Source organism: Kribbella flavida DSM 17836 (genome assembly GCF_000024345.1).
GTDB lineage: Bacteria > Actinomycetota > Actinomycetes > Propionibacteriales > Kribbellaceae > Kribbella > Kribbella flavida.
In genome coordinates this window covers 2,312,248-2,333,695 of record NC_013729.1, presented here as the reverse complement: position 1 = coordinate 2,333,695, position 21,448 = coordinate 2,312,248, and the positions used below count along the sequence as shown (strand labels likewise).

25 protein-coding genes are annotated in these 21,448 nt (G+C 70.8%); 11 read left to right on the top strand and 14 right to left on the bottom strand.

The window, feature by feature from the left end; translation table 11 throughout:
• Nucleotides 1–107 precede the first annotated feature (107 nt).
• The 3 genes from malQ to KFLA_RS11040 all read right to left on the bottom strand — a co-directional run bounded on the left by malQ (nt 108) and on the right by KFLA_RS11040 (nt 4,363).
• Nucleotides 108–2,225, bottom strand: a complete 2,118-nt coding sequence (malQ, locus tag KFLA_RS11050) for a 4-alpha-glucanotransferase (RefSeq protein WP_012919872.1) — start codon at nt 2,223–2,225, stop codon at nt 108–110.
• Between the two features lie 69 nt (nt 2,226–2,294).
• Complete coding sequence (locus tag KFLA_RS11045; protein WP_012919871.1) at nt 2,295–3,248, bottom strand: FAD-dependent oxidoreductase; 954 nt, start codon at nt 3,246–3,248, stop codon at nt 2,295–2,297.
• Nucleotides 3,245–4,363, bottom strand: a complete 1,119-nt coding sequence (locus tag KFLA_RS11040) for a hypothetical protein (RefSeq protein WP_012919870.1) — start codon at nt 4,361–4,363, stop codon at nt 3,245–3,247. Before KFLA_RS11040 ends, KFLA_RS11045 begins: the two co-directional genes overlap by 4 nt.
• Before the next feature lie 106 nt (nt 4,364–4,469).
• Between KFLA_RS11040 and KFLA_RS11035 the strand changes: the two genes are divergently transcribed.
• On the top strand, nt 4,470–5,264 hold the full coding sequence (locus KFLA_RS11035) for a mechanosensitive ion channel family protein (protein ID WP_148256601.1): 795 nt from the start codon (nt 4,470–4,472) through the stop codon (nt 5,262–5,264).
• A 158-nt stretch (nt 5,265–5,422) separates the two neighbouring features.
• On the opposite strand, the gene KFLA_RS11030 is transcribed toward KFLA_RS11035, so the two are convergent.
• The 4 genes from KFLA_RS11030 to KFLA_RS11015 are packed head-to-tail and all read right to left on the bottom strand — an operon-like array spanning nt 5,423 to nt 7,171.
• Nucleotides 5,423–5,851: an OsmC family protein gene (locus KFLA_RS11030; protein WP_012919868.1), complete on the bottom strand. Its 429-nt coding sequence runs from the start codon at nt 5,849–5,851 to the stop codon at nt 5,423–5,425.
• A gap of 26 nt (nt 5,852–5,877) precedes the next feature.
• Nucleotides 5,878–6,297 (bottom strand): globin, encoded by a 420-nt coding sequence (locus KFLA_RS11025; protein WP_012919867.1) that lies wholly within the window; start codon nt 6,295–6,297, stop codon nt 5,878–5,880.
• Between the two features lie 14 nt (nt 6,298–6,311).
• Entirely contained in the window at nt 6,312–6,737 is a 426-nt protein-coding gene (locus KFLA_RS11020) for an acyl-CoA thioesterase (protein WP_012919866.1), read from the bottom strand.
• Nucleotides 6,734–7,171, bottom strand: a complete 438-nt coding sequence (locus KFLA_RS11015; protein ID WP_012919865.1) for an acyl-CoA thioesterase — start codon at nt 7,169–7,171, stop codon at nt 6,734–6,736. The genes KFLA_RS11020 and KFLA_RS11015 overlap by 4 nt, the downstream gene beginning before the upstream one ends.
• 94 nt (nt 7,172–7,265) lie before the next feature.
• On the opposite strand from KFLA_RS11015, the gene KFLA_RS11010 reads away from it, so the two are divergent.
• Both KFLA_RS11010 and KFLA_RS11005 read left to right on the top strand, forming a co-directional pair.
• Nucleotides 7,266–8,024: an SDR family oxidoreductase gene (locus KFLA_RS11010; protein WP_012919864.1), complete on the top strand. Its 759-nt coding sequence runs from the start codon at nt 7,266–7,268 to the stop codon at nt 8,022–8,024.
• A gap of 17 nt (nt 8,025–8,041) precedes the next feature.
• Complete coding sequence (locus KFLA_RS11005; protein WP_012919863.1) at nt 8,042–8,497, top strand: MaoC family dehydratase; 456 nt, start codon at nt 8,042–8,044, stop codon at nt 8,495–8,497.
• A 46-nt stretch (nt 8,498–8,543) separates the two neighbouring features.
• Here KFLA_RS11005 and KFLA_RS11000 read toward each other — a convergent pair whose 3' ends face one another.
• On the bottom strand, nt 8,544–9,434 hold the full coding sequence (locus KFLA_RS11000; RefSeq protein WP_012919862.1) for a GNAT family N-acetyltransferase: 891 nt from the start codon (nt 9,432–9,434) through the stop codon (nt 8,544–8,546).
• Between the two features lie 128 nt (nt 9,435–9,562).
• Nucleotides 9,563–10,453: a GNAT family N-acetyltransferase gene (locus KFLA_RS10995; RefSeq protein ID WP_012919861.1), complete on the bottom strand. Its 891-nt coding sequence runs from the start codon at nt 10,451–10,453 to the stop codon at nt 9,563–9,565.
• Between the two features lie 117 nt (nt 10,454–10,570).
• Between KFLA_RS10995 and KFLA_RS10990 the strand changes: the two genes are divergently transcribed.
• Genes KFLA_RS10990 through KFLA_RS10975 form a run of 4 tightly spaced genes read left to right on the top strand, consistent with a single transcriptional unit; the run spans nt 10,571 to nt 13,998 of the window.
• Nucleotides 10,571–11,470: an ABC transporter ATP-binding protein gene (locus KFLA_RS10990; protein WP_012919860.1), complete on the top strand. Its 900-nt coding sequence runs from the start codon at nt 10,571–10,573 to the stop codon at nt 11,468–11,470.
• A complete protein-coding gene (locus KFLA_RS10985) occupies nt 11,463–12,368 on the top strand; it encodes an ABC transporter permease subunit (protein ID WP_012919859.1) in 906 nt (301 codons plus the stop codon). Before KFLA_RS10990 ends, KFLA_RS10985 begins: the two co-directional genes overlap by 8 nt.
• Nucleotides 12,365–13,279 carry an ABC transporter ATP-binding protein gene (locus KFLA_RS10980; RefSeq protein ID WP_012919858.1) on the top strand — a complete coding sequence of 305 codons (915 nt, stop codon included), beginning with the start codon at nt 12,365–12,367 and terminating at the stop codon, nt 13,277–13,279. Before KFLA_RS10985 ends, KFLA_RS10980 begins: the two co-directional genes overlap by 4 nt.
• The gene (locus KFLA_RS10975; protein ID WP_012919857.1) at nt 13,279–13,998 is read left to right on the top strand and encodes an ABC transporter permease; all 720 of its coding nucleotides are present in this window, start codon (nt 13,279–13,281) and stop codon (nt 13,996–13,998) included. The genes KFLA_RS10980 and KFLA_RS10975 overlap by 1 nt, the downstream gene beginning before the upstream one ends.
• 35 nt (nt 13,999–14,033) lie before the next feature.
• Here KFLA_RS10975 and KFLA_RS10970 read toward each other — a convergent pair whose 3' ends face one another.
• Complete coding sequence (locus KFLA_RS10970) at nt 14,034–15,035, bottom strand: helix-turn-helix transcriptional regulator (RefSeq protein WP_012919856.1); 1,002 nt, start codon at nt 15,033–15,035, stop codon at nt 14,034–14,036.
• A 70-nt stretch (nt 15,036–15,105) separates the two neighbouring features.
• Between KFLA_RS10970 and KFLA_RS10965 the strand changes: the two genes are divergently transcribed.
• Nucleotides 15,106–15,669, top strand: coding sequence for a TIGR03086 family metal-binding protein (locus tag KFLA_RS10965; RefSeq protein WP_012919855.1), 564 nt, complete (start codon nt 15,106–15,108; stop codon nt 15,667–15,669).
• Nucleotides 15,670–15,711: 42 nt separating this feature from the next.
• Complete coding sequence (locus tag KFLA_RS10960; RefSeq protein ID WP_041289268.1) at nt 15,712–16,248, top strand: hypothetical protein; 537 nt, start codon at nt 15,712–15,714, stop codon at nt 16,246–16,248.
• Nucleotides 16,249–16,266: 18 nt separating this feature from the next.
• Here KFLA_RS10960 and KFLA_RS10955 read toward each other — a convergent pair whose 3' ends face one another.
• Genes KFLA_RS10955 through KFLA_RS10945 form a run of 3 tightly spaced genes read right to left on the bottom strand, consistent with a single transcriptional unit; the run spans nt 16,267 to nt 19,444 of the window.
• The gene (locus KFLA_RS10955; RefSeq protein ID WP_237706771.1) at nt 16,267–17,016 is read right to left on the bottom strand and encodes an SDR family oxidoreductase; all 750 of its coding nucleotides are present in this window, start codon (nt 17,014–17,016) and stop codon (nt 16,267–16,269) included.
• Nucleotides 17,017–17,065: 49 nt separating this feature from the next.
• Nucleotides 17,066–18,286, bottom strand: a complete 1,221-nt coding sequence (locus KFLA_RS10950; RefSeq protein WP_012919852.1) for an acetyl-CoA C-acetyltransferase — start codon at nt 18,284–18,286, stop codon at nt 17,066–17,068.
• A gap of 12 nt (nt 18,287–18,298) precedes the next feature.
• Entirely contained in the window at nt 18,299–19,444 is a 1,146-nt protein-coding gene (locus tag KFLA_RS10945; RefSeq protein ID WP_012919851.1) for an acyl-CoA dehydrogenase family protein, read from the bottom strand.
• 92 nt (nt 19,445–19,536) lie between these two features.
• On the opposite strand from KFLA_RS10945, the gene KFLA_RS10940 reads away from it, so the two are divergent.
• The gene (locus KFLA_RS10940; RefSeq protein WP_012919850.1) at nt 19,537–20,202 is read left to right on the top strand and encodes a TetR/AcrR family transcriptional regulator; all 666 of its coding nucleotides are present in this window, start codon (nt 19,537–19,539) and stop codon (nt 20,200–20,202) included.
• A 67-nt stretch (nt 20,203–20,269) separates the two neighbouring features.
• Here KFLA_RS10940 and KFLA_RS10935 read toward each other — a convergent pair whose 3' ends face one another.
• Nucleotides 20,270–20,839 (bottom strand): YceI family protein, encoded by a 570-nt coding sequence (locus tag KFLA_RS10935; RefSeq protein ID WP_012919849.1) that lies wholly within the window; start codon nt 20,837–20,839, stop codon nt 20,270–20,272.
• A gap of 141 nt (nt 20,840–20,980) precedes the next feature.
• Here KFLA_RS10935 and KFLA_RS10930 point away from each other — a divergent pair, with 141 nt between their 5' ends.
• Nucleotides 20,981–21,439 (top strand): MarR family winged helix-turn-helix transcriptional regulator, encoded by a 459-nt coding sequence (locus KFLA_RS10930; RefSeq protein WP_012919848.1) that lies wholly within the window; start codon nt 20,981–20,983, stop codon nt 21,437–21,439.
• Nucleotides 21,440–21,448 lie beyond the last annotated feature (9 nt).

The following is a 21,448-nucleotide window of genomic DNA, read 5'->3' as shown; positions in this document are numbered from 1 at the left end:
AGGCGCCTTCGTTGGCAATAGATAACAACCGTTCAAATCTATTGTCAACGGTTCGTGAGCACGTGCTGACGGAAAGTTGTCACCCGGCGATCGACCCTGCCGGTCGCTCAGTGTCCGAGGACGCCGATCAGCCGGCGCAAGCGGGTGTTGTTCGGCAGGTCCTCGATCAGGATCGGCAGGCCGCCCGGACCACCCAGCGGGACCCTCCAGTTCGGGTACTCGTCGGTCGTGCCGGGCTGGTTCTGGGTCCGCCGCTCGCCCACCGCGTCGGCCAGCGCCACCCCGATCAGCTTGGCCGGCGTGTGCGCGACGTACCGGTGCAGGGCCTCGACGATCCGCTCGACCTCACCCTCGTGGCCGGACAGCAGGTGCCGCTCGCGCAGGGCGCTCAGCCACGCGTCCCGCTCGGCCTCGTCGACCTTCAGTTCCTCGGCGACCGGCCGGGTCAGCAGGCCGAGCCGGTCCCTGAGCTCGACGTGGTCGCCCGCCAGGTAGCCTGCGGTCGGCGGCAGATCGTGCGTGGTGACCGTGGCCAGGCAGAGCTCGCGCCACCGCTCGGGCGGCAGCGGACGGCCTTGGTCGTCCCGCTCGAACCACAGCACTGAGGTGCCCAGCACGCCCCGCTCGGTCAGGTAGTCGCGGACCCACGGCTCCACCGTGCCGAGGTCCTCCCCCACCACCACGACCCCGGCCCGGGTCGCCTCCAGGACCAGGATCCCGATCAGCGCCTCGTGGTCGTAGCGGATGTAGGTGCCTTCGGTCGGGCTCTCCGGCGAGGTGACCCACCAGAGCCGGAACAGGCCGAGAATGTGGTCGATCCGCAGCCCGCCGGCGTGCCGCAGCTGCGCGCGGACCAGGTCCCGCCAGGCGGCGTACCCGGTCCGGGCCAGCGCGTCCGGGCGCCACGGCGGCTGCGACCAGTCCTGGCCCTGCTGGTTGAAGGCGTCCGGCGGAGCGCCGACGTGGATGCCGGCCGCGAGCACGTTCTGCAGGGCCCAGGCGTCGGCGCCGTCCGGGTGCACCCCGACGGCCAGGTCGTGCAGGACGCCGAGCGCCATCCCGGCGTTCCGGGCCCGGGCCTGGGTCCGGGCCAGCTGCTCGTCCAGCTGCCACTGCAGCCAGCAGTGGAACTCCACCGCGTCCGGATTCTCGTTGCGGAAAGCAACAACCGCCGGAGCGGCCGGGTCCCGCAGCTCCTCGGGCCACTTGCTCCACTCCGGTCCGTGCACGTCCGCGATCGCGGCCCAGGTGGCGAAGTCGATCAGCCCCTGCCCCTCGCGATCGCAGTACGCGCCGTACTCCGCGATCCGGCCGATCGACGGCCGGACGCCGAACAGCAGCTGCAGCGCCTCCCGCTTGGCCGCCCAGACGGTGTCCCGATCGAGCGCGGTGGCGTCCTCGTTCAGCGCCCGGGTCTGCAGCCCGAGGGTGCGGACCCGGTCCCGCTCGGCCGGCGCCAGGTCGCCGTACTCGTCGATGTCCTCGATCCGCAGGTAGATCGGGTTCGCGAACCGGCGCGACGCCGGCAGGTACGGCGACGGCTCCATCCGGCCGGACGTCTCGGCGGCGTGCAGCGGGTTCACCAGGACGAACCCGGCGCCCAGGTCACCGGCCGACCAGGCGGCCAGGTCGGCGAGGTCGTGCAGGTCGCCGATGCCCCACGAGCGGCGTGACCGCACGGAGTACAGCTGAAGCACCCAGCCCCAGTTGCGCTCCAGCTTCTGCGGCTCGAGGCGCTGCGGGGTGACGATGAGCGTGCCGGTGAACACCTCCGGGTCGCCACCGATCCGCGCGCAGATCCGGTGGTAGCCGAGCGGCAGGTCACCGGGCAGCTGGAAGGTCGCCTCGCCGATCTGGACGCCGTCCACCCACTCCGGCTCGACCCAGCGCTGCTGCTGCGGGACGTCCCGGCGCTGGCCGCCGTCCTCCAGCTCGACCCAGACCTCGACCGGCGACCCGTGCGGCACGTGCACCGCGAACCACGGCGTCCAGCCGGTCCGCATCACCACCGTGGGCGGCAGGACCCGGCGCCAGCGGGACTGCTGATACTCGACGAGGGCATTGGCCGCCTTGGCCGGCGTGGAGGCGTCCACACCGAGGGCGCCCAGCACGGCCGACACCACTTCCCTGGAGACCTGCACATGTTTGCCCTGCCAGTCCCAGTACTCCGTCGCCACGCCATGGGCAACCGCCAGATCGACAAGGGCCGCGGTAGGAGCTGTCACGCGTGCGAGTCTGCCGCATTCACGCCCTTGGAGCAGTAACCAGCGCGCCGGAATCCGCCCAGTGGCGTGTCACCTCGACTCTGTGACGAGCTGGGCCGCCTCCTGCGCACAGCCCCAGCCCAGGGTGATGCCGCTGCCGCCGTGGCCGTAGTTGTGCACGACCGGCACGCCCGGGAGCAGCTGCTCGTCCCGCTCGAGCCGCACCTCGGGACGGCCCGGGCGCAGGCCCACCAGCGCCTCGATGACCTCGGCGCCGGCCAGTGCGGGCACCAGATCGGTGCAGCGGGCCACGATCGAGGCGGTGGTCGCGTCGTCGACGGCGGTGTCCCAGACGCCCTGGTCGAGCGTGCCGCCGAGGATGCAGTCGTCGGAGCGCGGATGGACGTAGGCCCGGCCGGCCGGATGGTGCTCGTCACGCACCGACAGGCGCACGCCCGGGTTGCGCACCCGGACGATCTGGCCGCGGATCGGGTACGTCGTACGGTCGCCGACCAGCTCTCCGGCGGCCAGGCCCGCGCAGTTGACGATCACGTCGGGAGCGAGGTCGAGCAGTTCGGCCAGGCCGGCGACCCGGCGTACGACGTGCCGGCCGCCAGTGTCCAAGTAGCGCTGCCGCAGGCGCGGCAGATACGTCGGCATCTCCACCAGGGGAACGGTGAAGCGGAGCCCGTGCGAGTAGCCGGCCGGAAGCTCGTCCTTCGTCGCCGGCCGCACCTCACCGACCGCCGCGGCCCACGGCTGCGGACCAGGCTCGGCCCGGTAGACCACGAGGGACTCCCGCATCACCACCCCCGGCACGCCGCGCTCCGCCTCCGCCGCCAGCACGTCGTACGTCGTACTGCCCCAGCCGGTGACCTTGTCGGCCGGCCCTGCGGAGGTGGGGAACCAGACGGCTGCCGCGAGGTGAGACGTCGTCGCCTCGGTGGCGTCGGCGCTCACCACGACCACATCCGCACCGCGCTCGCGCAGCAGCAGAGCCGTGGACAGGCCGCTGACCCCGGCACCGAGGACGACCACCCTCATGTCACACCTCTGCGCTGCCGACGGGACAGCAGAAGCACCGCGACGAGCAGTGCGGCGCTGGCGACGACCAGGCCGATCGCGACGCCCGCGACGTTGTCGGTGAGCTGATAGAGCGCTGTCGGCCAGATCACCAGCAGGATCGAGCACCCCACCACCGCGTACGCCGACGCGTGGACGCGGCCGTAGGCGACCAGCAGCGCGGCCGGACCGGCAGTGCCGACGGCGAGCGCCATCACCTCGCCACGGTCCTGCACCAGCCAGCAGATGGAGGAGCTGAACATCGCAGCACCGGCCAGGGACCACGCCGTGACCTGGTCGCGGAACAGACCGACCAGGGCCAGCACGAACGCAACCAGGATGAAGCCGGTGCCGGCGATGCCCGCACTGTTCGTGTGCACGCTGTCGTCCGGTGTCAGGACGTCCGAGGTGAGCACCAGCACGCCGACGGCCAGGATGCCGAACATCGCCACCAGCAAGGACGATCCGCGCAGCCACCAGACGCCGACAGCGGCCAGGGCCAGCGCGACGGCGACTCCGGCGATCCGGCCCGCCGCACCTTCGACCGCGACGTACGTGGCGAAGCCGGCGACGCAGCAGCCGAGCGACGCCAGCGCCGAACTGAGCTGGTCCCGGCGCCGGAACAGGGCCAGGATCACCGCCGACGTCAGCAGCAGGACGGCGGCGCTGGTGCCGGTGGTGATGCGGGCCGCGCGGCCCATCTCGCCCCAGTTGGCGACCGTGAGCAAGGCGACGGCGCCGAGCAGCAGCGCCCCGCCGATGTAGCCGAGCACCTCCACCAGCGCCGACGGGTGCGGAGCCGGGGGTGGGACCGGGCGCATCGCCCGGGACGGCGTCAGCACCGGATCGGTCCCCCGGGACGGGGTCGGCACCGGATCTGTTCCCTTGGCAGGGGTCCGCACCGGGTCCGTCGCCCGGGACGGGGTCCGGACGGGATCAGTGCCCTTGGCGGGGGTCGGAGCCGGGTCGGTCGGGGCCCGGTGGCCGGTGCGGGAACGATCCGCGGCGGCGGCGTCACGCAGGGCGTCCGCCTGGTACTGGCGCAGCACTCCGGCACTCACCAGCCGCTTCAGCTCGTCATCCAGCCGGCTCGGCATAGACCGTCTTTCCTCCTCGCATCGTGGGGCGCGGGTGGTGTGGGCGACACCGGCGGGCGGGTCACTACAGTAGGCCGACGAGATGCCTATTCTGCTCAGTCACCCCGTGTCCTTGTTCAGTCACCCCCTGCTTTCCCTGCCCGAGCAGTTCCCCACCTTCTTCCGTCGTGGCAACGACGGGCAGCTGGAAGTGACCGACCAGATCGTCATGGTCCCGGCCCGGATCGCCGGGCTGATCGTGGCGTTCTTCGTGATCCGCTGGCTGCTGCACAAGGCGATCCGGCGGTTCGCCCGGCGGACCGGCAACGGCGCGGTCGCCGGCGTGCTGGCCAAGTCGAAGCTGGGTCAGGGATTCGTCGAGAACACACTGGCCAACGAGCGCCGGACCCAGCGGGCGGAGACGATCGCGTCGCTGCTCTGCAGCGCGGTCACGATCGTGCTCACCGCGGTGCTGGTGGTGATGGTGCTGGCCGAGCTCGGCTTCAACATCCTGCCGGTGGTCGCGTCGGCGAGCATCATCGGTGTGGCGCTCGGCTTCGGCGCCCAGACGCTGGTGAAGGACTTCCTGGCCGGGATCTTCATGATCTTCGAGGACCAGTACGGCGTCGGCGACCTGATCGACATGGAGAAGGCCACCGGCGTGGTCGAGTCGGTCGGCCTGCGCGTCACCCGGCTGCGCGGCGAGGACGGCACCATCTGGTACGTCCGCAACGGCGAGGTGCTGCGGATCGGCAACCTGACCAACCGCGACCCCGCCGCCGGCCCGACCGGGGTGGGCTCGGCCGCCGAGAAGGAGGACGAGAACCTCCAGGTCGTCGAGGTCCCCACCGAACCAGCCACCACCTCCACCGGCAGCACCAACAACTCCCGCCCCGCCGCCGGCCACGAACCCAAGGAATAGCCGAGCGCCCCGTCCCGCCTGCCCACACCGCCCTCGCCGAGGGCCGGGCACGCGAGCAAGCACGCAGCGGGGGTTGGGGGCCGATCGGCTTCCGATTTCCCTCCCAACGCCGACGGCGCCGGTCCCCCGTAGGGGTCCGGCGCCGTCGGGTGGTGAGGTCAGGCGGTGAAGTTGACGTCCAGGGTGATGGGGGTGGCGGCCAGGGCCTGGGAGACCGGGCAGTTCTTCTTCGCCTGCTCGGCGAACTCGGCGAACTGCTCGGCGGTCAGCCCCGGCACCTTGCCGTTGACCGACAGCTTGATGCCGGTGATGCCCTCACCCGGCTGGAAGCTCACCTCGGCGCTGGTGTCGATGGACTCCGGCGCGTTGCCGGCGCCGGCCAGCGCGTGCGACAGCGCCATCGAGAAGCAGGTCGAGTGCGCGGCCGCGATCAGCTCCTCCGGGCTGGTCTTGCCGTTCGCCTCGTTCGCGCGCGACGCCCAGGTCACGTCGTACGTGCCGATCCCGGACGACTCCAGGGCGACCTGACCGGCGCCCTCCATCAGCGAGCCTTCCCAGTGGGCCTTGGCGGTACGAATGGTTGCCATGCTCGTCAGTTCTCCTTCACGAGAGCTCAGCCGCCGGACACGTCGATCGCGCCGGGGTACTGCGGTTCATCAGTGTTCACCATGCTGTGCGCGGCCATCACCATGTACTTCCAGATTTCCTCGTCCCGCTCCGGTGGCAGCGCGATCTCGTCCAGCGCGGCCCGCATGTGGCCGAGCCAGCGGTCCCGCGCCCCCGGGGTGACGGCGAACGGGTGGTGCCGCATCCGCAGCCGAGGGTGCCCGCGCTGCTCGGAGTACACGCGTGGTCCGCCCCAGTACTGCTCCAGGAACATCCGGAACCGCACCTCGGCCGGACCGAGGTCCTGCTCGGGGTACATCGGGCGCAGCTCCGGGTCAGCGGCGACGCCACGGTAGAACGCCGCCACCAGCCGGTGGAACGTCTCCGCGCCGCCGACGGCGTCGTAGAAACTCTGTGGCTCACTCATCGCTGTTCAGTGTCTCAAGCCGCCGAAATCCGGCCGACGAGGGCTGCCCGCTCGGTGTCGGTGAGCGGCCGCTTGGTGTGCGTGTCCGCGGTCACCGCAACCAGCACGGAGCTCGCTTTGGCGTAGACCAGCTCGGACCCGTCGACGCGGTCCACGATCTTGGCCGCCAGCGTGAACGACGAGGTGCCGACCGACTCGACCCAGAGGTCCACCACGTACGGCGGGTGCCGGAGCAGGATCGGGCGCAGGTAGTCCACCGTCTGGCCGGCCAGCACCACCGGGGACGACGTGAACAGGTCCTCGGCACCGAGGCCGAAGATCTCGGCCAGGAACGCGATCCGGGCCTCCTGCAGGTAGTCGAAGTACCGGACGTTGTTCACGTGGTCGTAGGAGTCGATGTCGGACCAGCGGACCAGGACCGGGTGGCTGAACACACTCATGAGCCCACCAGCTTCGACAACGCCTCGCGCTCGACCTCGGTGATCCGGCGCAACCGGCCGGCACCGAAGTCGAACGGGACCAGCCGGGTCCACGCCTCGACGTACGTACGCCGCGGCGCCGGGTCCAGGATCTCGTAGCCGACCGTGAACGACGCGGCCTTGATCTCGCTGATCCACAGCTCGATCCGCACCGGCTCCGGCCGGAACCGCAGCGGCGCCCGGTACCGGACCTCGTGCCGCGACACCAGCAACCCGGTCTCCAGCTCGTTCGCGCCGAGCTCCTTCGCGGTCCGGAACAGGAAGTCCACCCGGGCGTCCTGCAGGTAGTCGACGTAACGGCCGTTGTTCACGTGGCCCAGCGCGTCCATGTCGCCCCAGCGCAGCGGACACGCGTAGACGTGCCGGTTGTGGCCGTGATCGCTGTGATCATGCACACGGCGATCATCGCATCCGGACCGCACCGCCCGCGCGCGGACGTGGGTAAGGTCATCCCCGGGCAGGTGCCGTCGAGCGAAGGAAGTGGGCCGGATGACCGAGCAGCAGCGGGTGGCGATCGTGACCGGGGCAGCCCGGGGAATCGGCGCTGCCGTGGCGCAGCGGCTCGCGGCCGACGGCAACGCGGTCGCCGTCCTGGATCTCGACGAGGCGGCCTGCACGGGCACGGTCGAGGCGATCACCGCGGCCGGCGGCAAGGCCGTCGCGGTCGGCTGCGACGTGAGCAGGTCCGACCAGGTGACCGCCGCCGTCGAGCGGGTGGTGGCCGAGCTGGGCGCCCCGACGATCCTGGTCAACAACGCCGGCGTCCTGCGCGACAACCTGCTGTTCAAGATGTCCGAGGACGACTGGGACACGGTGATGTCGGTGCACCTGCGCGGCAGCTTCCTGATGTCCAAGGCCTGCCAGGCGCACATGGTCGAGGCGGGCTACGGCCGGATGGTGTTCCTGTCCTCGACGTCCGCGCTCGGCAACCGCGGCCAGGCGAACTACGCGTCCGCGAAGGCCGGCCTGCAGGGGCTGGCGAAGACGCTGGCGATCGAGCTGGGCAAGTTCGGCGTCACGGCGAACGCGATCGCTCCGGGCTTCATCGAGACCGACATGACCGCGGCGACCGCGGCCCGGGTCGGCGTCGACTTCGAGGAGTTCAAGAAGGCCACCGCGGCCACCATCCCGGTCAACCGCACCGGCACGCCGGAGGACATCGCCGCCGCCGCGTCGTTCTTCTGCAGCAAGGAGGCCGGCTTCGTCTCCGGCCAGGTCCTGTACGTCGCCGGCGGACCCCGCAACTGACAGGAGCTGGGACCACCATGGCGAAGTCCTTCACCGGTGTCGACGAGGTCGTGCACGCGGTCGGCACCCCGCTGGGTGAGACCGAGTGGCTGGAGATCACCCAGGAGCAGGTGAACCAGTTCGCCGAGGCGACCGGTGACCACCAGTGGATCCACGTCGACGTCGAGCGCGCCGCCCAGGGCCCGTACGGCGGCACGATCGCGCACGGTTACCTGACCCTGAGCCTGATCGCCCGCTTCGGCGAGGAGCTGTTCTCGGTCTCCGGCGTCACCGCCAAGCTCAACTACGGCGTGAACAAGGTCCGCTTCCCAACCCCGGTCCCGGTCGGCTCCCGGGTCCGCGCCGGCGCCTCGATCGCCGGCGCCCAGCAGACCCCGGCCGGCGTCCAGGTGTCCCTGCAGTGGGTGATCGAGCTCGAGAACTCCACCAAACCCGCCTGCGTCGCCGAAACCGTGGTCCTGCTGGTCCCCTGACCTCGACCGGCGCCAGACGACCGGCGTCGGAGCTGAGCGGCGTCCGTCAGAGCGGGCAGATGAGCACAGCGTGCCGGGCGAGAATGCTGTAGCCGAGCCAGCGGTTGACCGCGATCATCGGCTCGTTGCCGACGTAGTTCGCGGTGTACATGCGGGTGATGTCGGCCGCGGCAGCGCGGTGCAGCGCCTCGCACTTGACCAGCTTGGCGAGGCCGCGGCCACGCTGGTCCGGCATCGTCGCGGTCATCTGGGACCAGAGCAAGCGGTCGTCGCCGTTGCCGAGGGTGAAGCCGACCACCCGGTCGCCGTCGAGCGCGGCGACGCTCAGGTCGAGCCGCAGGCCGGGCGCCTTCCAGGTGCCAGCGAGCCACTCGTCGTACGGCCGGGCGGCGATCCTGGCGTCGCCCGGTTTGGTGCGTTGGGCAACTTCGTCGGCCTCGTAGACCTGGTGCGGGTCGAGCCGGTCCAGCGCCGACAGCCGCAGACCTTCGGGGACGGGCGGCCGTGGTGGAGCGTCCCGCGGGTCCATGCCCACGTAGTACACCTCGCGGGTCTGCCGGTACCCCCATCGGGCGGCCCACTCGACCGAAGCCGGGTCCGCGAAGACCCGGGCGCTGACGGCACCCGCCGCCTTCAGGGTCCCGTGGGCCAGCTCGAGCAGCTCGGTGCCGATGCCCTGGCCGCGGAAGTCCGGATCGACGACCAGCCGGAGCTGCCCGTCGAGCGGGACCGAGCCGGCGATCAGACCGGTCGTGGCCCAGCCGACCACTCGGCCACCCTCGGCCGCAACGAACGTCCCGGAGCCCGGCGGCGGCGCCTGACCGCCCTGCAGCCGGTGCCGCAGGCCGGTCGCCGTCACCGCGAAAAAGGGCACCACCCGGTCGTGCATCGCCACTGCCGACTCGATGTCGGCCGGCTCGGCGGGCCTGATCTCCATCGCAACTCCTTCACCCGAAGTTGTGGCGAAGATACGCCCCGGCCGGGCCGATCAGGTCTGGACCGGTGTCAACACGCGGACGAACTTCGCTGGGTGAGCGGGTCACCGCCTGCCCGGTACCCACCGCGTCACAGCGTGCGCAGCAAACCGGTCTGGGTCTCCACCCGGCGGTAGCCGAGCCAGTTGTTGACGGCAAGCATCGGACCGTTCTCGTCGTCGTTGGAGGTGAACGCCCCGGTCACCCCGGCGGCGGCCGCCCGGCGCAGCGCGACCGACTTCACCAGCTTGGCCAGCCCCCGGCCCCGGTACGCCGGAACGGTCCCGGTCATGCCCGCCCAGGCCCGGTCCCCGTCGGTCTCCACGGCGGTGAACGCCACCATCTCGTCGCCGGCCATCGCCGCGACCGACAGCGCCTTGTCCAGCGCGGGCCCCTGCCAGATCTCCCGGAGCCACTCGTCGTAGTCGATCGCGTCGAGCGGCGAGTCGCCCGGCTCGTCGAGCGACGCGATGGTGTCCGCGGTGTACGCCTGCCGCGGCTCGACCTCGTCGAAGCCGACCAGCCGGATGCCCTCCGGCGTCGGCGGCTGCTCCGGCAGCACCCGTGGGTCGAGCCCCGCGTAGTGCATCAGCCGCGAGCCGTCGTACCCGCGTCGCTTGGCGAAGTCGAGGCCGGCCGGCGTCGCGAAGGTCCGCACCCGCACCGCGCCGACCTCGCCCAGGTGCTCGTGCAACTGGCCGACCAGCGCTCCGCCGATGCCGCGGAGCCGGTGCTCGGGATGGACGTACACGGTGAGCCAGGCCTGCCCGGCGTCACTGGTCCAGGTGTTGATGCCGGCCGCGCCCCACCCGACGACCCGGCCGTCCACCTCCGCGACCAGTCTCAGCGCGCGCTGCTCCGGCACGACCGCCTCGATGTCGTGCCGCGTCGTCGCCGGTGACATCACGGAGTACGAGTAGACGGCCCGGCGGACGGCGGAGACCGCCTCGGCGTCGTCGGGTACCGCCGGCCTGAGATCCATCCTCGGACGATAACCGCGCCGCTCGCGCACCCGCCATCGCATTTCGGTGCGCAGCTGGGACGCGATCGCAACGACGGAGAATTCTGTCCCGAGCCGGTCTGGCACTAGGGTTGCCGGGTGCCCGTGATCGCGACCACCGCGCTGACCAAGCGCTACCCCCGGGTGACGGCACTGGACGAGCTGACGGTCGAGGTGGGGACCGGCGTGACCGGGCTGGTCGGAGCCAACGGCGCCGGCAAGTCGACCCTGCTGAAGATCCTGCTCGGACTGATCGCCCCGACCGCCGGAAGTGCCATCGTGCTGGGACACGACGTGGTCACCGGCGGCGAGGCGGTCCGGGCGCTGGTCGGCTACATGCCCGAGCACGACTGCCTGCCGCCCGACGTGTCGGCGACCGAGTTCGTCGTGCACCTGGCCCAGATGTCCGGCCTGCCGGCGACCGCCGCCCGCGAGCGCGCGGCCGACGTGCTGCGGCACGTCGGCCTGGACGAGGCCCGCTACCGCCCGATGGGCGGCTACTCCACCGGCATGAAGCAGCGGGTCAAGCTCGCGCAGGCACTGACCCACGACCCGCAGCTGGTGCTGCTCGACGAACCGACCAACGGCCTCGACCCGGCCGGCCGCGACGAGATGCTCGCGCTGGTCCGCCGGATCGGCACCGAGTTCGGCATCCCGGTGCTGATCACCTCGCACCTGCTCGGCGAGCTGGAGAGTGTGTGCGACCACATCATCGTGCTGGACGGCGGCCGGCTGCTGCGGTCGGAGTCCAAGGCGGCACTGACCGGTGAGACCGGTGTGCTCACGATCGAGGTGCGCGAGCTCGACGGCCGCGACCGGTTGCGCGACGCGTTGTCCCGCGCCGGGGCCCGGGTCCGCACCGACGGCCCGCTGGTGCTGGTCGAGATCAGCGGCGAGCAGACCTACGACCTGGTCCGCGACGCGATCGCCGAGCTGGCCCTCGGCCTGGTCCGGGTCGAGCCGCACCGGCACCGGCTGGAAGAGGTGTTCAGTGTCTGACCAGCTTCCGGAGCAGCAGCCCCGCTCCGGTGTCATCCACGACATCGGCTACCGGCACTACGACGGCCCTCGGCTCGGCCGGTTCGCGATCTTCCAGGCGCTGCTGGTGTCCAGCCTGCGGCACGCCTACGGGATCGGCCGGTCGGGCAAGTCGAAGGTGATGCCGATCCTGCTGCTCGCGGTGATGGTGGTCCCGGTCGTGGTCATCGTCGGGATCCAGAACGTGATGAAGTTCGACGAACCGCCGATCGTGCCGATCGACTACGTCTTCATCCTGCAGCCGGTGATCGCGCTCTACCTGGCCTCGCAGGCGCCGCAGCTGTTCTCCCGGGACCTGCGCTACCGCTCGATCGTGCTGTACCTGGCCCGGCCGCCCCGGCGTACGGACTACGCGTTGGCGAAGCTGTCCGCGCTCGTGCTGGCGCTGATGATCCTGATCGGGCTGCCGCTGTTCATCCTGTACGCCGGTGCGCTGCTGGCCAGGTACGACGTCGGTGCGATGACCAGGGAGTTCGCGACCGGCCTCGGCGGCGCCTTCCTGCTGTCGGTCCTGCTGGCCGCGATCGGCGGGCTGATCGCGGCCGCGACGCCGCGGCGCGGATTCGCCGTCGCCGCGATCATCGCCGTGCTGATCGTCTCGTTCACCGCGGTGATCACCACCACGGCGATCCTGTCCCCCGAGGGCGACCTGACCGAGCCGGCCGCGCGGTACGCGAACCTCGGCTCGCCGTTCACGCTCGCGGACGTGCTGACCCGGTTCGTGCTCCGCGTCCACAGCGAGGGCAACTGGGTGGCCACCACCCAGCAGGGACTGGTGTTCGCCGCGGTCTACCTGCTGCTGGTCGGTCTCTGCGTGTGGGGCGTCAACGCCCGCTACGCCAAGGTGGCCCGCGGATGAGCGTCGTACGGATCGACAAGGTCTCCCGCTGGTACGGCAACGTCGTCGCGGTGAACGACGTGACGATGACGATCGGCCCCGGGGTGACCGGGCTGCTCGGCCCGAACGGCGCCGGCAAGTCGACGCTGATCACGATGATGGCCGGCTTCCTGCCGCCGTCGGTCGGGGCGGTCACGCTGGACGGCGTACCGGTGTGGCGGAACCACAGCGTCTACGCGCAGATCGGCCTGGTGCCGGAGACCGAGGCGGTCTACGACTCGCTGACCGGCGCTGCCTTCGTCCGGGCCAACGCCGAGCTCCAGGGGCTGCCGTCGCCGGGCGCCGCCGCCGACGCCGCGATCGAGGTGGTCGCGATGCAGGACGCCGCCGGCCGCCGCATCGCGACGTACTCGAAGGGCATGAAGCAGCGGATCAAGATGGCCGCCGCGCTGGTGCACGAGCCGTCGCTGCTGCTGCTGGACGAGCCGTTCAACGGCATGGACCCACGGCAGCGGCTGCACCTGATGGACCTGCTGCGCAAGATGGGCGCCGAGGGCCGCACCGTGCTGTTCAGCTCGCACATCCTGGAGGAGGTGCAGCAGGTCGCGACCCACATCGAGGTGGTGGTGTCGGGCCGGCACGCCGCCTCCGGCGACTACCGCGCGATCCGCACGCTGATGACGGACCGCCCGATGCTGTACCGGTTGCGCACCAGCGACGACCGCCGGCTCGCCGCCGCCCTGATCGGCGACCCCTGTACGTCGGGCGCCGACCTCGACGTGTCCGCGCTGCAGGTGCGGGTGGTCGACTTCGAGCGGTTCAGCAAGCTGGTCCCCGCACTGGCCCGCGATCTCGGCATCCGGCTGCTCGAGGTCGCACCGACCGACGAGTCGCTCGAGAGCGTGTTCTCCTACCTGGTCGGGAGGCGCTGATGGTGGTCCGGACGATCGCGCGACTGACGCTGTCCACGCTCTTCGGGCACCGGCGCGGCGTGCTGCTGTTCATAATGCCCGGCGTGTTCCTGGCGCTGTGCGTGCTGCTGGCCCTGACCGTCGACGACAAGGACGGCCTGGCGCCGGCCCTGCTGCAGCAGCTCGGGCTGGCGGTGATCCTGCCGCTGGTCGCGCTGGTGGCCGGCACCGGAGCGCTGGCGAGCGAGATCGACGACGGCTCGATCGTCTACCTGCTGAGCAAGCCGGTCAAGCGGTCGACCATCGTGCTGACCAAGGCGCTGGTCGCGTTCGGCGTGATCGTCGCGCTCGGCGCGGTGCCGATGCTGGTCGCCGGCATCGTGCTCGCCCCGGACGACGTGCAGACAGCGGTTGCCTTCGGCATCGGTGCGGCGGTGGCCGGGGCGGCGTACACGGCGATCTTCCTGGCGCTGTCGGTATTCTCGGGCAACGCGGTGACCATCGGGCTGTTCTACTCCCTACTCTGGGAGAGCGTGATGGGCCAGTACGTCGACGGCGCGAAGGTGCTGTCGATCCAGCAGTGGTCGCTCGCGGTGATCCACGAACTCACCGACGGCCTGAACGTCGAGTCAGCGGTGAAACTTCCGATCGCAAGCATCCTGCTGATCGCCGTCACCGTACTCGGCCTCACCCTCGCCATCACCAAACTCCGCTCGCTGGTGCTTTCCAGCGCGGAGTAGCTCGTTCCCCCACGCGGCCTGTTCCACCAGCGCACTCAGCCACCCGCGCCATACGTCCCCACCGCAGCCCTCGCCAACCCAAGCAGCTCCCCCCGCAAGTCCACCGGCTCCAGCACCTCCACATCCGCCCCGAACCCCAGCAGCACCGCACAAGCCGCCTGCCGCACCCGGAACCTCATTCCCAGCTGCGGCCACCCCTCCCGCCCGGCCTGCCGCCCGCCGGCCGCCACATCCCGGACCCCCTCCCCTCGCTCCAGCATCGGCGAGGCGATCCGCCGCACCACCGCCACCAGCTCCGGCCGCACCCGCACCACCACGTCGACCCCCGGCGGCTTCATCGCCTCCAGCCCCGAGCGCAGCCGCTCCCACTCCGCCTGCAGATCCAGGTCGGCCGGCCGCTCAGCCGCCTGCTCGAGCACCTCCGCCGCCTCGACCCGCGACACCCGGTACATCCGGGCCACCCCACGATGCGCCGCAACCAGGTACCACCGCCCCGCCTGCTCCACCAGTCCCCACGGATCGACCGTACGACGCTGCGCCCGCCCGGCCGAGGCCGACGCGTAGCGCAACCGGACCCGCCGACGGCTCACCACCGCCCGTCGCAGGACTGGCAACGCCTCGATCTCCTCCGCCGCCGCGAACCACCGCCGCCGATCCACCAGGATCGCTCCCGACAACGCGTCGGCATCGTCCTGCAACTGCACCGGCAGCGACGCCGACAACTTCCCCATCGCCGACTGCAACGCGTCCCGCAGCCCGAGCTCCTCGGACAACGACGCCCGGCCCGACCAGGCGAACAACGCCTGCGCCTCCCGCGGCGTCAGCCCGCTCACGTCCGCCCGGTATCCCGGCAGCAGCACGCACCCGCCGTTGCGCCCGCGCTCGGTGTAGACCGGCACACCGGCCGCCGACAGCGCCTCCATGTCGCGCATGACCGTGCGCGTCGACACCTCGAGCCGCTCGGCCAGCTCCCGCGCACTCAACCGCGGATGCCGCTGCAGCAGCAGGATGATCTGCAGCAATCTGTCGGCTCTCACCGAACTATGACACTGGATGTCTTATATACCGCGCAAGGCTGGGCCCCTCATCAACTGAAGGAGCCACCCCATGACGGACCCCCGTCCCACCCTCGGACTCGCCCTCGACCAGGTCGGCCGGATCATCGACGCCGTCCGGCCCGAGCAGCTCGACCTGCCGACCCCGTGCGACGAGTACGCCGTCCGCGACCTGCTCGGCCACCTGCTCAGCGTCGTACGCCGGATCGACCACGCCTTGCAGGGCGGCAATGCGCTCGACATCCCGGTGATCACCACCGGCACCGACGACTGGTCGGCGGACTGGAAGACCTACCGGGCCGCGGCGGATGCCACGCTCGCCGACGACACCCTGCTCACACGCGTCTGCCGCCTGCCCTGGGGAACCGTGCCCGGCGCCGGAGCCGTCGCGGCGTACTCCGGGGAGCTCACCACGCACAGCTGGGACCTGGCGACCGCGATCTCTCGCGAGGACCTGCTCGACCCGGCCCTGGCCGAAGCGGTGCTGCCGACGGTGCAGCAGTTCATCCCCGCCGATCCCCGCGGCGGGCCGATCCCCTTCGGCGCGGTCGTCCCGGTGCCGGCCGACGCCACGCCGTACGTCCGGCTGGCCGGCTGGATGGGCCGCCGGGTCTGAAATCACGCGCGCAACTGTCAGGGGTGAAGTATGCTCACGCCCATGACAGCTGATCCGCGGACGATGCTGGCCGACCTGTTCGTCGCCGACGGGCCGAGGCCCGAGTTCGCCGAGCCGTTCCAGGTCTTCGCTCCGCTGATCGGGAGCTGGGACCTGGACGTGCGCTGGTACGACGAAGCCGGCGCGGTGGTCCGGCAGACCGAGGGCGAGTGGCACTTCGGCTGGGCACTCGACGGCCGGGCGGTGGCCGACATCTGGATCACCCCGAGTCGGGCCCGCCGGCCGGTCGACGGGGACGGCGAGTGGGGGCTGTCGATCCGGCTCTACGACCCGGAGCTCGGCGGCTTCCGCTCGACCTGGATGGGCCCGAAGCACGCGTTCGTGATGACGTTCATCGGCCGCTCCGGCGAGGACTGGATCACCCTGGAGGCCCGCGAGCCCACCGCCCACCGGACCCGCTGGATGTTCACCGGCATCACCCCCACCGGCTTCCACTGGCGCAACGAGGACGAGTCGGCCGACGGCACCATCACGCTCCGCCAAACCTTCACCGCCATCCGGCGCCAGCCGCAGAGCTGACCCGGGCTGTGGCCGGTCCTACTGGACGATGCCGCCGTTCAGGGTCAGGCCGCCGTCGATGGTGACGGTCTGGCCGGTGATCCAGGACGCCTCGTCGGACAGCAGGAACCAGACCAGCGATCCGACGTCCTCGGGCCGGCCGAGCCGCTGCAGCGGGTAGCTCGCGGCGACGTCGTGCTCGCGGCCCTCGTACAGCGCGCCGGCGAACTTCGTCTTCACCACCGCCGGCGCGACCGCGTTGATCCGGATCGCCGGCGCCAGCTCGACCGCGAGCTCCATCGTGACCCGCGACAGCATCGCCTTGGTCGCGCCGTACCAGCCGATGCCGGGCGACGGCGCCAGGCCGGCGACCGAGGACAGGTTGACCACGGCGCCCCCGTGCTCGCCCATCCAGGCGTCGCGGCAGGCCTTCACCCAGGCGATCGTCGCCAGCACGTTGGTGTCGACCATCTTGGCCGCCACCGCGCTGTCGACGTCCAGCAGCGACCCGTAGATCGGGTTGATGCCGGTGTTGTTCACCAGCAGATCGATCGACCCGTACGTCGTGAGCGCGGCCTCGACCACCTGTGCCCGGTGCTCCGGGTCGGCCGCCTTGCCCGCGACGGCCAGCGCGTTCTGCTCGCCGCCGAGCGCCTCGACCGCCTGGTCCAGGGTCTCCTGCGTCCGCCCGGTGATCACCACCCGCGCGCCGTCGGCGACCAGCCGCTGGGCGACCGCCAGCCCGATTCCGCGGGACGCCCCGGTGACGATCGCCGTCCGGCCCTTCATCGCCATCACCACGAACCCGCCGGGAGCAAATTCAGCCGGCCCATGTCCATCAGCTCAGGCGCTCCAGGATGACGGCCATGCCCTGACCGCCGCCGACGCACATCGTCTCCAGGCCGAACTGCTTGTCCTCGAACTGCAGCCCGTTCACCAGCGTCGTCATGATCCGCGCACCGGTCGAGCCGAACGGGTGGCCGAGCGCGATCGCGCCGCCGTGCACGTTCAGCCGGTCCTCGTCGATGCCCAGCTCGCGGGCCGAGCCGATCACCTGCACCGCGAACGCCTCGTTGATCTCGACCAGGTCGATGTCGCCGATGCTCATCCCGGCCCGCGCCAGCGCCTGCTTCGACGCCTCGACCGGGCCGAGACCCATGATCTCCGGGGACAACCCGCTCACCCCGGTGGAGACGATCCGCGCCAGCGGGGTGAGGCCGAGCTCCCGCGCCTTGGTGTCGCTCATGATCACCACGGCCGCGGCACCGTCGTTCAGCGGGCAGCAGTTGCCGGCCGTGACCGTGCCGTCGGGGCGGAACACCGGCTGCAGCTGACTGACCTTCTCCAGCGTCGTCCCGGCCCGCGGCCCGTCGTCCTTGCTGACCACCGTGCCGTCCGGCAGCGTCACCGGCGTGATCTCGCGCTCGAAGAAGCCGTTGGTGATCGACTGCTCGGCCAGGTTCTGCGAGCGCACGCCGAACGCGTCCTGGTCGGCCCGGCTGATGCCGCGCAGGGTGGCGACGTTCTCGGCGGTCTGCCCCATCGAGATGTAGATGTCGGGGATCAGCCCGTCCTCGCGCGGGTCGTGCCAGGTGTCGTTGGTCTCGGCGTACTTCTCGGTCCGCTGCACCGCGTCGGCGAACACCGGGTTGAACGAGCTCGGGTCACCGACGCCGGCCGAGCCGAAGTTCTTGTACCGCGAGACGCACTCGACGCCGGCGCTGACGAAGACGTCGCCCTCACCGGACTTGATCGCGTGGTACGCCATCCGGGCGGTCTGGGTGGACGAGGCGCAGAACCGGTTGATCGTGGTGGCCGGGGTGTTGTCCCAGCCGAGCTGGATCGCGACCCGGCGGGCCATGTTGCCGCCGTGCTCGTCGTGCGGCTCGGCGCAGCCCAGCATCAGGTCCTCGATCTGGTCGCCGGTCAGGCCGGCCTGGTCGACCGCGGCCTTGATCACCTGCACGGCCAGGTCGTCCGGCCGGAGGTCCTTCAGCGACCCCTTGTGGGCCCGGCCGATCGGCGACCGCGCGGTGGAGACGATGACTGCTTCGGGCATGAGGGGTCCTTCCTACAGGCCGAGGTCGCGGCCGATGAGTTCCTTCATGATCTCGTTCGAGCCGGCCCAGATCTTGGTCACCCGGGCGTCGCGCCAGGCGCGGGCCACCCGGTACTCGTTCATGTAGCCGTAGCCGCCGTGCAGCTGGACGCAGGCGTCCAGGATCTCGTTCTGCACCTGGGCGCTCCACCACTTGGCCTTGGCCGCGTCGACGGCGGTCAGCCGGTCCTCGTCGTGCGCGACGATCGCGTTGTCGACGTACGCCTGGGTCACCTCGGCCTTGGTGACCAGCTCGGCGATCAGGAACTTGTTGTACTGGAACGAGCCGACCGGCTGGCCGAACGCCTTGCGCTGCTTCACGTACTCGATCGTCTCGGCGAGGATCTGGGTGGCGTGCGCGATGTTCGACACCGCGGCGCCGACGCGCTCCTGGGCCAGCCGCTCCATCATGTGGATGAAGCCGCGGTCCACCTCGCCGAGCACGTTCTCCTCCGGCACGAAGACGTCCTCGAAGAACAGCTCCGACGTGCCGGACTCGGTCTGGCCGACCTTGTCCAGCTTGCGGCCGCGGGCGAACCCGTGCATGCCCTGCTCGACGGCGAACAGCGTGATGCCCTTGGCGCCCTTGCTCGGATCGGTCCGCACGGCGGTGATGGTCAGGTCGGCCATGTCGCCGTTGGTGATGAAGGTCTTCGAGCCGTTCAGCACCCAGCCGCCGTCGACCTTCTTCGCGCTGGTCCTCAGCCCGGCCAGGTCGGACCCGCCCGACGGCTCGGTCATGCCGATCGCGGCGATCAGCTCGCCGGAGCAGAACTTCGGCAGCCAGCGCTGCTTCTGCTCCTCGGTCCCGAGATCGACCAGGTACGGCGCGGCGCAGTCGTAGTGGATGCCGAAGCAGCTCGACAGCGAGGCGGAGATCTTCGACAGCTCCTCGGCGAACACCGCGTTGAACCGGTAGTCGCCGACGCTGGACCCGCCGTACTGCTCGGGCACGTCGAGCCCCAGAAAACCCTGCTTGCCGGCTTCCAGCCAGGCGGCCCGGTCGATCGTCCTCTGCTCGAGGAACTGCTCCATCCGCGGAACCAGCGAGCGGTCGCAGTACTGCTTCGCACTGGCCCGGAAGGCGTGGTGGTCCTCGCCGAAGATGATGCGGTCCATCGCTGGGCCTCCCGAGATTGACGACGTTGCAAGGCGTGAGACGCAGGGCTAAGCGCTTGCTTAGCTTCGCGAATCCACGGCAGAGTGTCAACGTGTCCGCAGTCACCAGTCCCCTCGTCTGGGAGCACGTCCAGCCGGCCGCCGCCCGCCGGCTGCTGACCGGCGCCATCGACGCCTTCGCCGAGCGCGGCTTCCAGGCCACCACCACCCGCGACATCGCCTCCCGGGCCGGCATGTCCCCCGCCGCGCTCTACGTGCACTACCCGTCGAAGGAACGGCTGCTCTTCGAGATCAGCCTGTACGGCCACCGAGCCGCCTTGGAAGTACTCCGCGACGCCGGCGACCCAGCCCCGGACGACATCCCAGGCGATGCCGCGCCGGAGAGTTCTTCCAGCGCATCCGTGACCGCCGACCGGTCTCCGGCGGAGCGGTTGCGGGCGATGGTGTCGGCGTTCACGGCCTGGCACGCCGAGCACCACACGATCGCGCGGGTGGTGCAGTACGAGCTCGCCGCCCTCACTCCCGAGCACCTCGCCGAGGTGGCGGCCATCCGCCGCGCGATCTCCGCGCAGCTCGAGCAGGTGCTCGCCGACGGCGTCGACGACGGCTCGTTCGCCGTCGAGGACCTGCCGGGCACCACGCTCGCCGTTCTGTCCCTGTCGATCGACGTCGCCCGCTGGTACACCCCGCACCGCGCCAAACCCGAGGATCTCGGCACCCTGTACGGCGACCTGGCGCTGCGCATGGTCCAGGCCTGACCGAGCCCGGAAACACCGAAGGCCCCGGTTCCCTCGCACGAGGGGCCGGGGCCTTTCGGAGGACGGGTCAGGCCTGCAGCGCCGCCTGGACGTCCAGGTGGATGTCCACCTTGTCGCCGACGAGCAGCTTGCCACCCTCCAGCGGGACGTTGAAGTCGATGCCCCAGTCCTTGCGGCTGATCGACGCGGTCGCCTCGAAGCCGATGATCGTCTGGCCGTAGGCGTTCTGGTCGACGCCGAGGAAGTCGACGGCGAACTCGATCGGCCGGGTCACGTCCTTGATGGTCAGCTCGCCGACCAGCGTGTAGTCGTCGCCGTTCGGGCGCAGCGCGGTGCTGGCGAAGGTCATCTTCGGGCTCTTCTCCACGTCGAAGAAGTCACCGGAGCGCAGGTGGCCGTCACGCTGCTCGCTGCGGGTGTCGACCGAGGAGAGCTCGACCGTGACGGCCGCGGTCGACTCCTCGAGGGAGTCCTTGACGACGATCTCGCCGGCGAACTCCTTGAAGGTGCCGCGGACCTTGGTCATCAGGTGCCGAACGGTGAAGCCGATCTCGGTGTGGGCCGTGTCCAGCGCGTAGGTGCCGGCCACCAGGCCGGGGATGGTGCTGGTCGCGGTCGTGGTAGCGGTGTCGCTCATCGGGGGGTCCTTTCGGGAAGTACGGGAGGAGGTCACGCCGTCCGGCTCGAACCGGTAGTTCAAGTTTCAACTGATGACCCTGACGCTAGTAGTGAACGGTTTAAATGTCAACTACATTCCCGCTACACTGGTCCGGTGACGATGACGACTGGCACCCGGTGGCTGGACTCCGAGCAGCAGGTGGCGTGGCGCGCGTACCTGCTGGGCACTGCGCGCCTGATGGCCAAGCTCGACGACGACCTGCGTCAGTTCGGCCTGGGGATCAACGACTACGAGATCCTGGTCCGGCTGTCCGAGGCGCCCGACCGCCGGCTGCGGATGGCGGAGCTCGCCGACCGGCTGCACCAGAGCCGCTCCCGGCTCACCCACACCGTCGGCCGCCTGGAGGCAGCCGACCTGGTCCGGCGTACGTCCTGCACGAGCGACAAGCGCGGCGTGTGGGCCGAGCTGACCGACGCCGGCTTCGCCCTGCTCGAGCAAGCGGCCCCCTTCCACGTCGAAGGCGTGCGGGAGAACCTGGTCGACCTCGTCAGCCCTGAGGACTTTGCCGCCGTCGGCCGGGTTTTCGACGCCGTCTCCGAGCACATCGGGCAACGCTGACCCTGACCG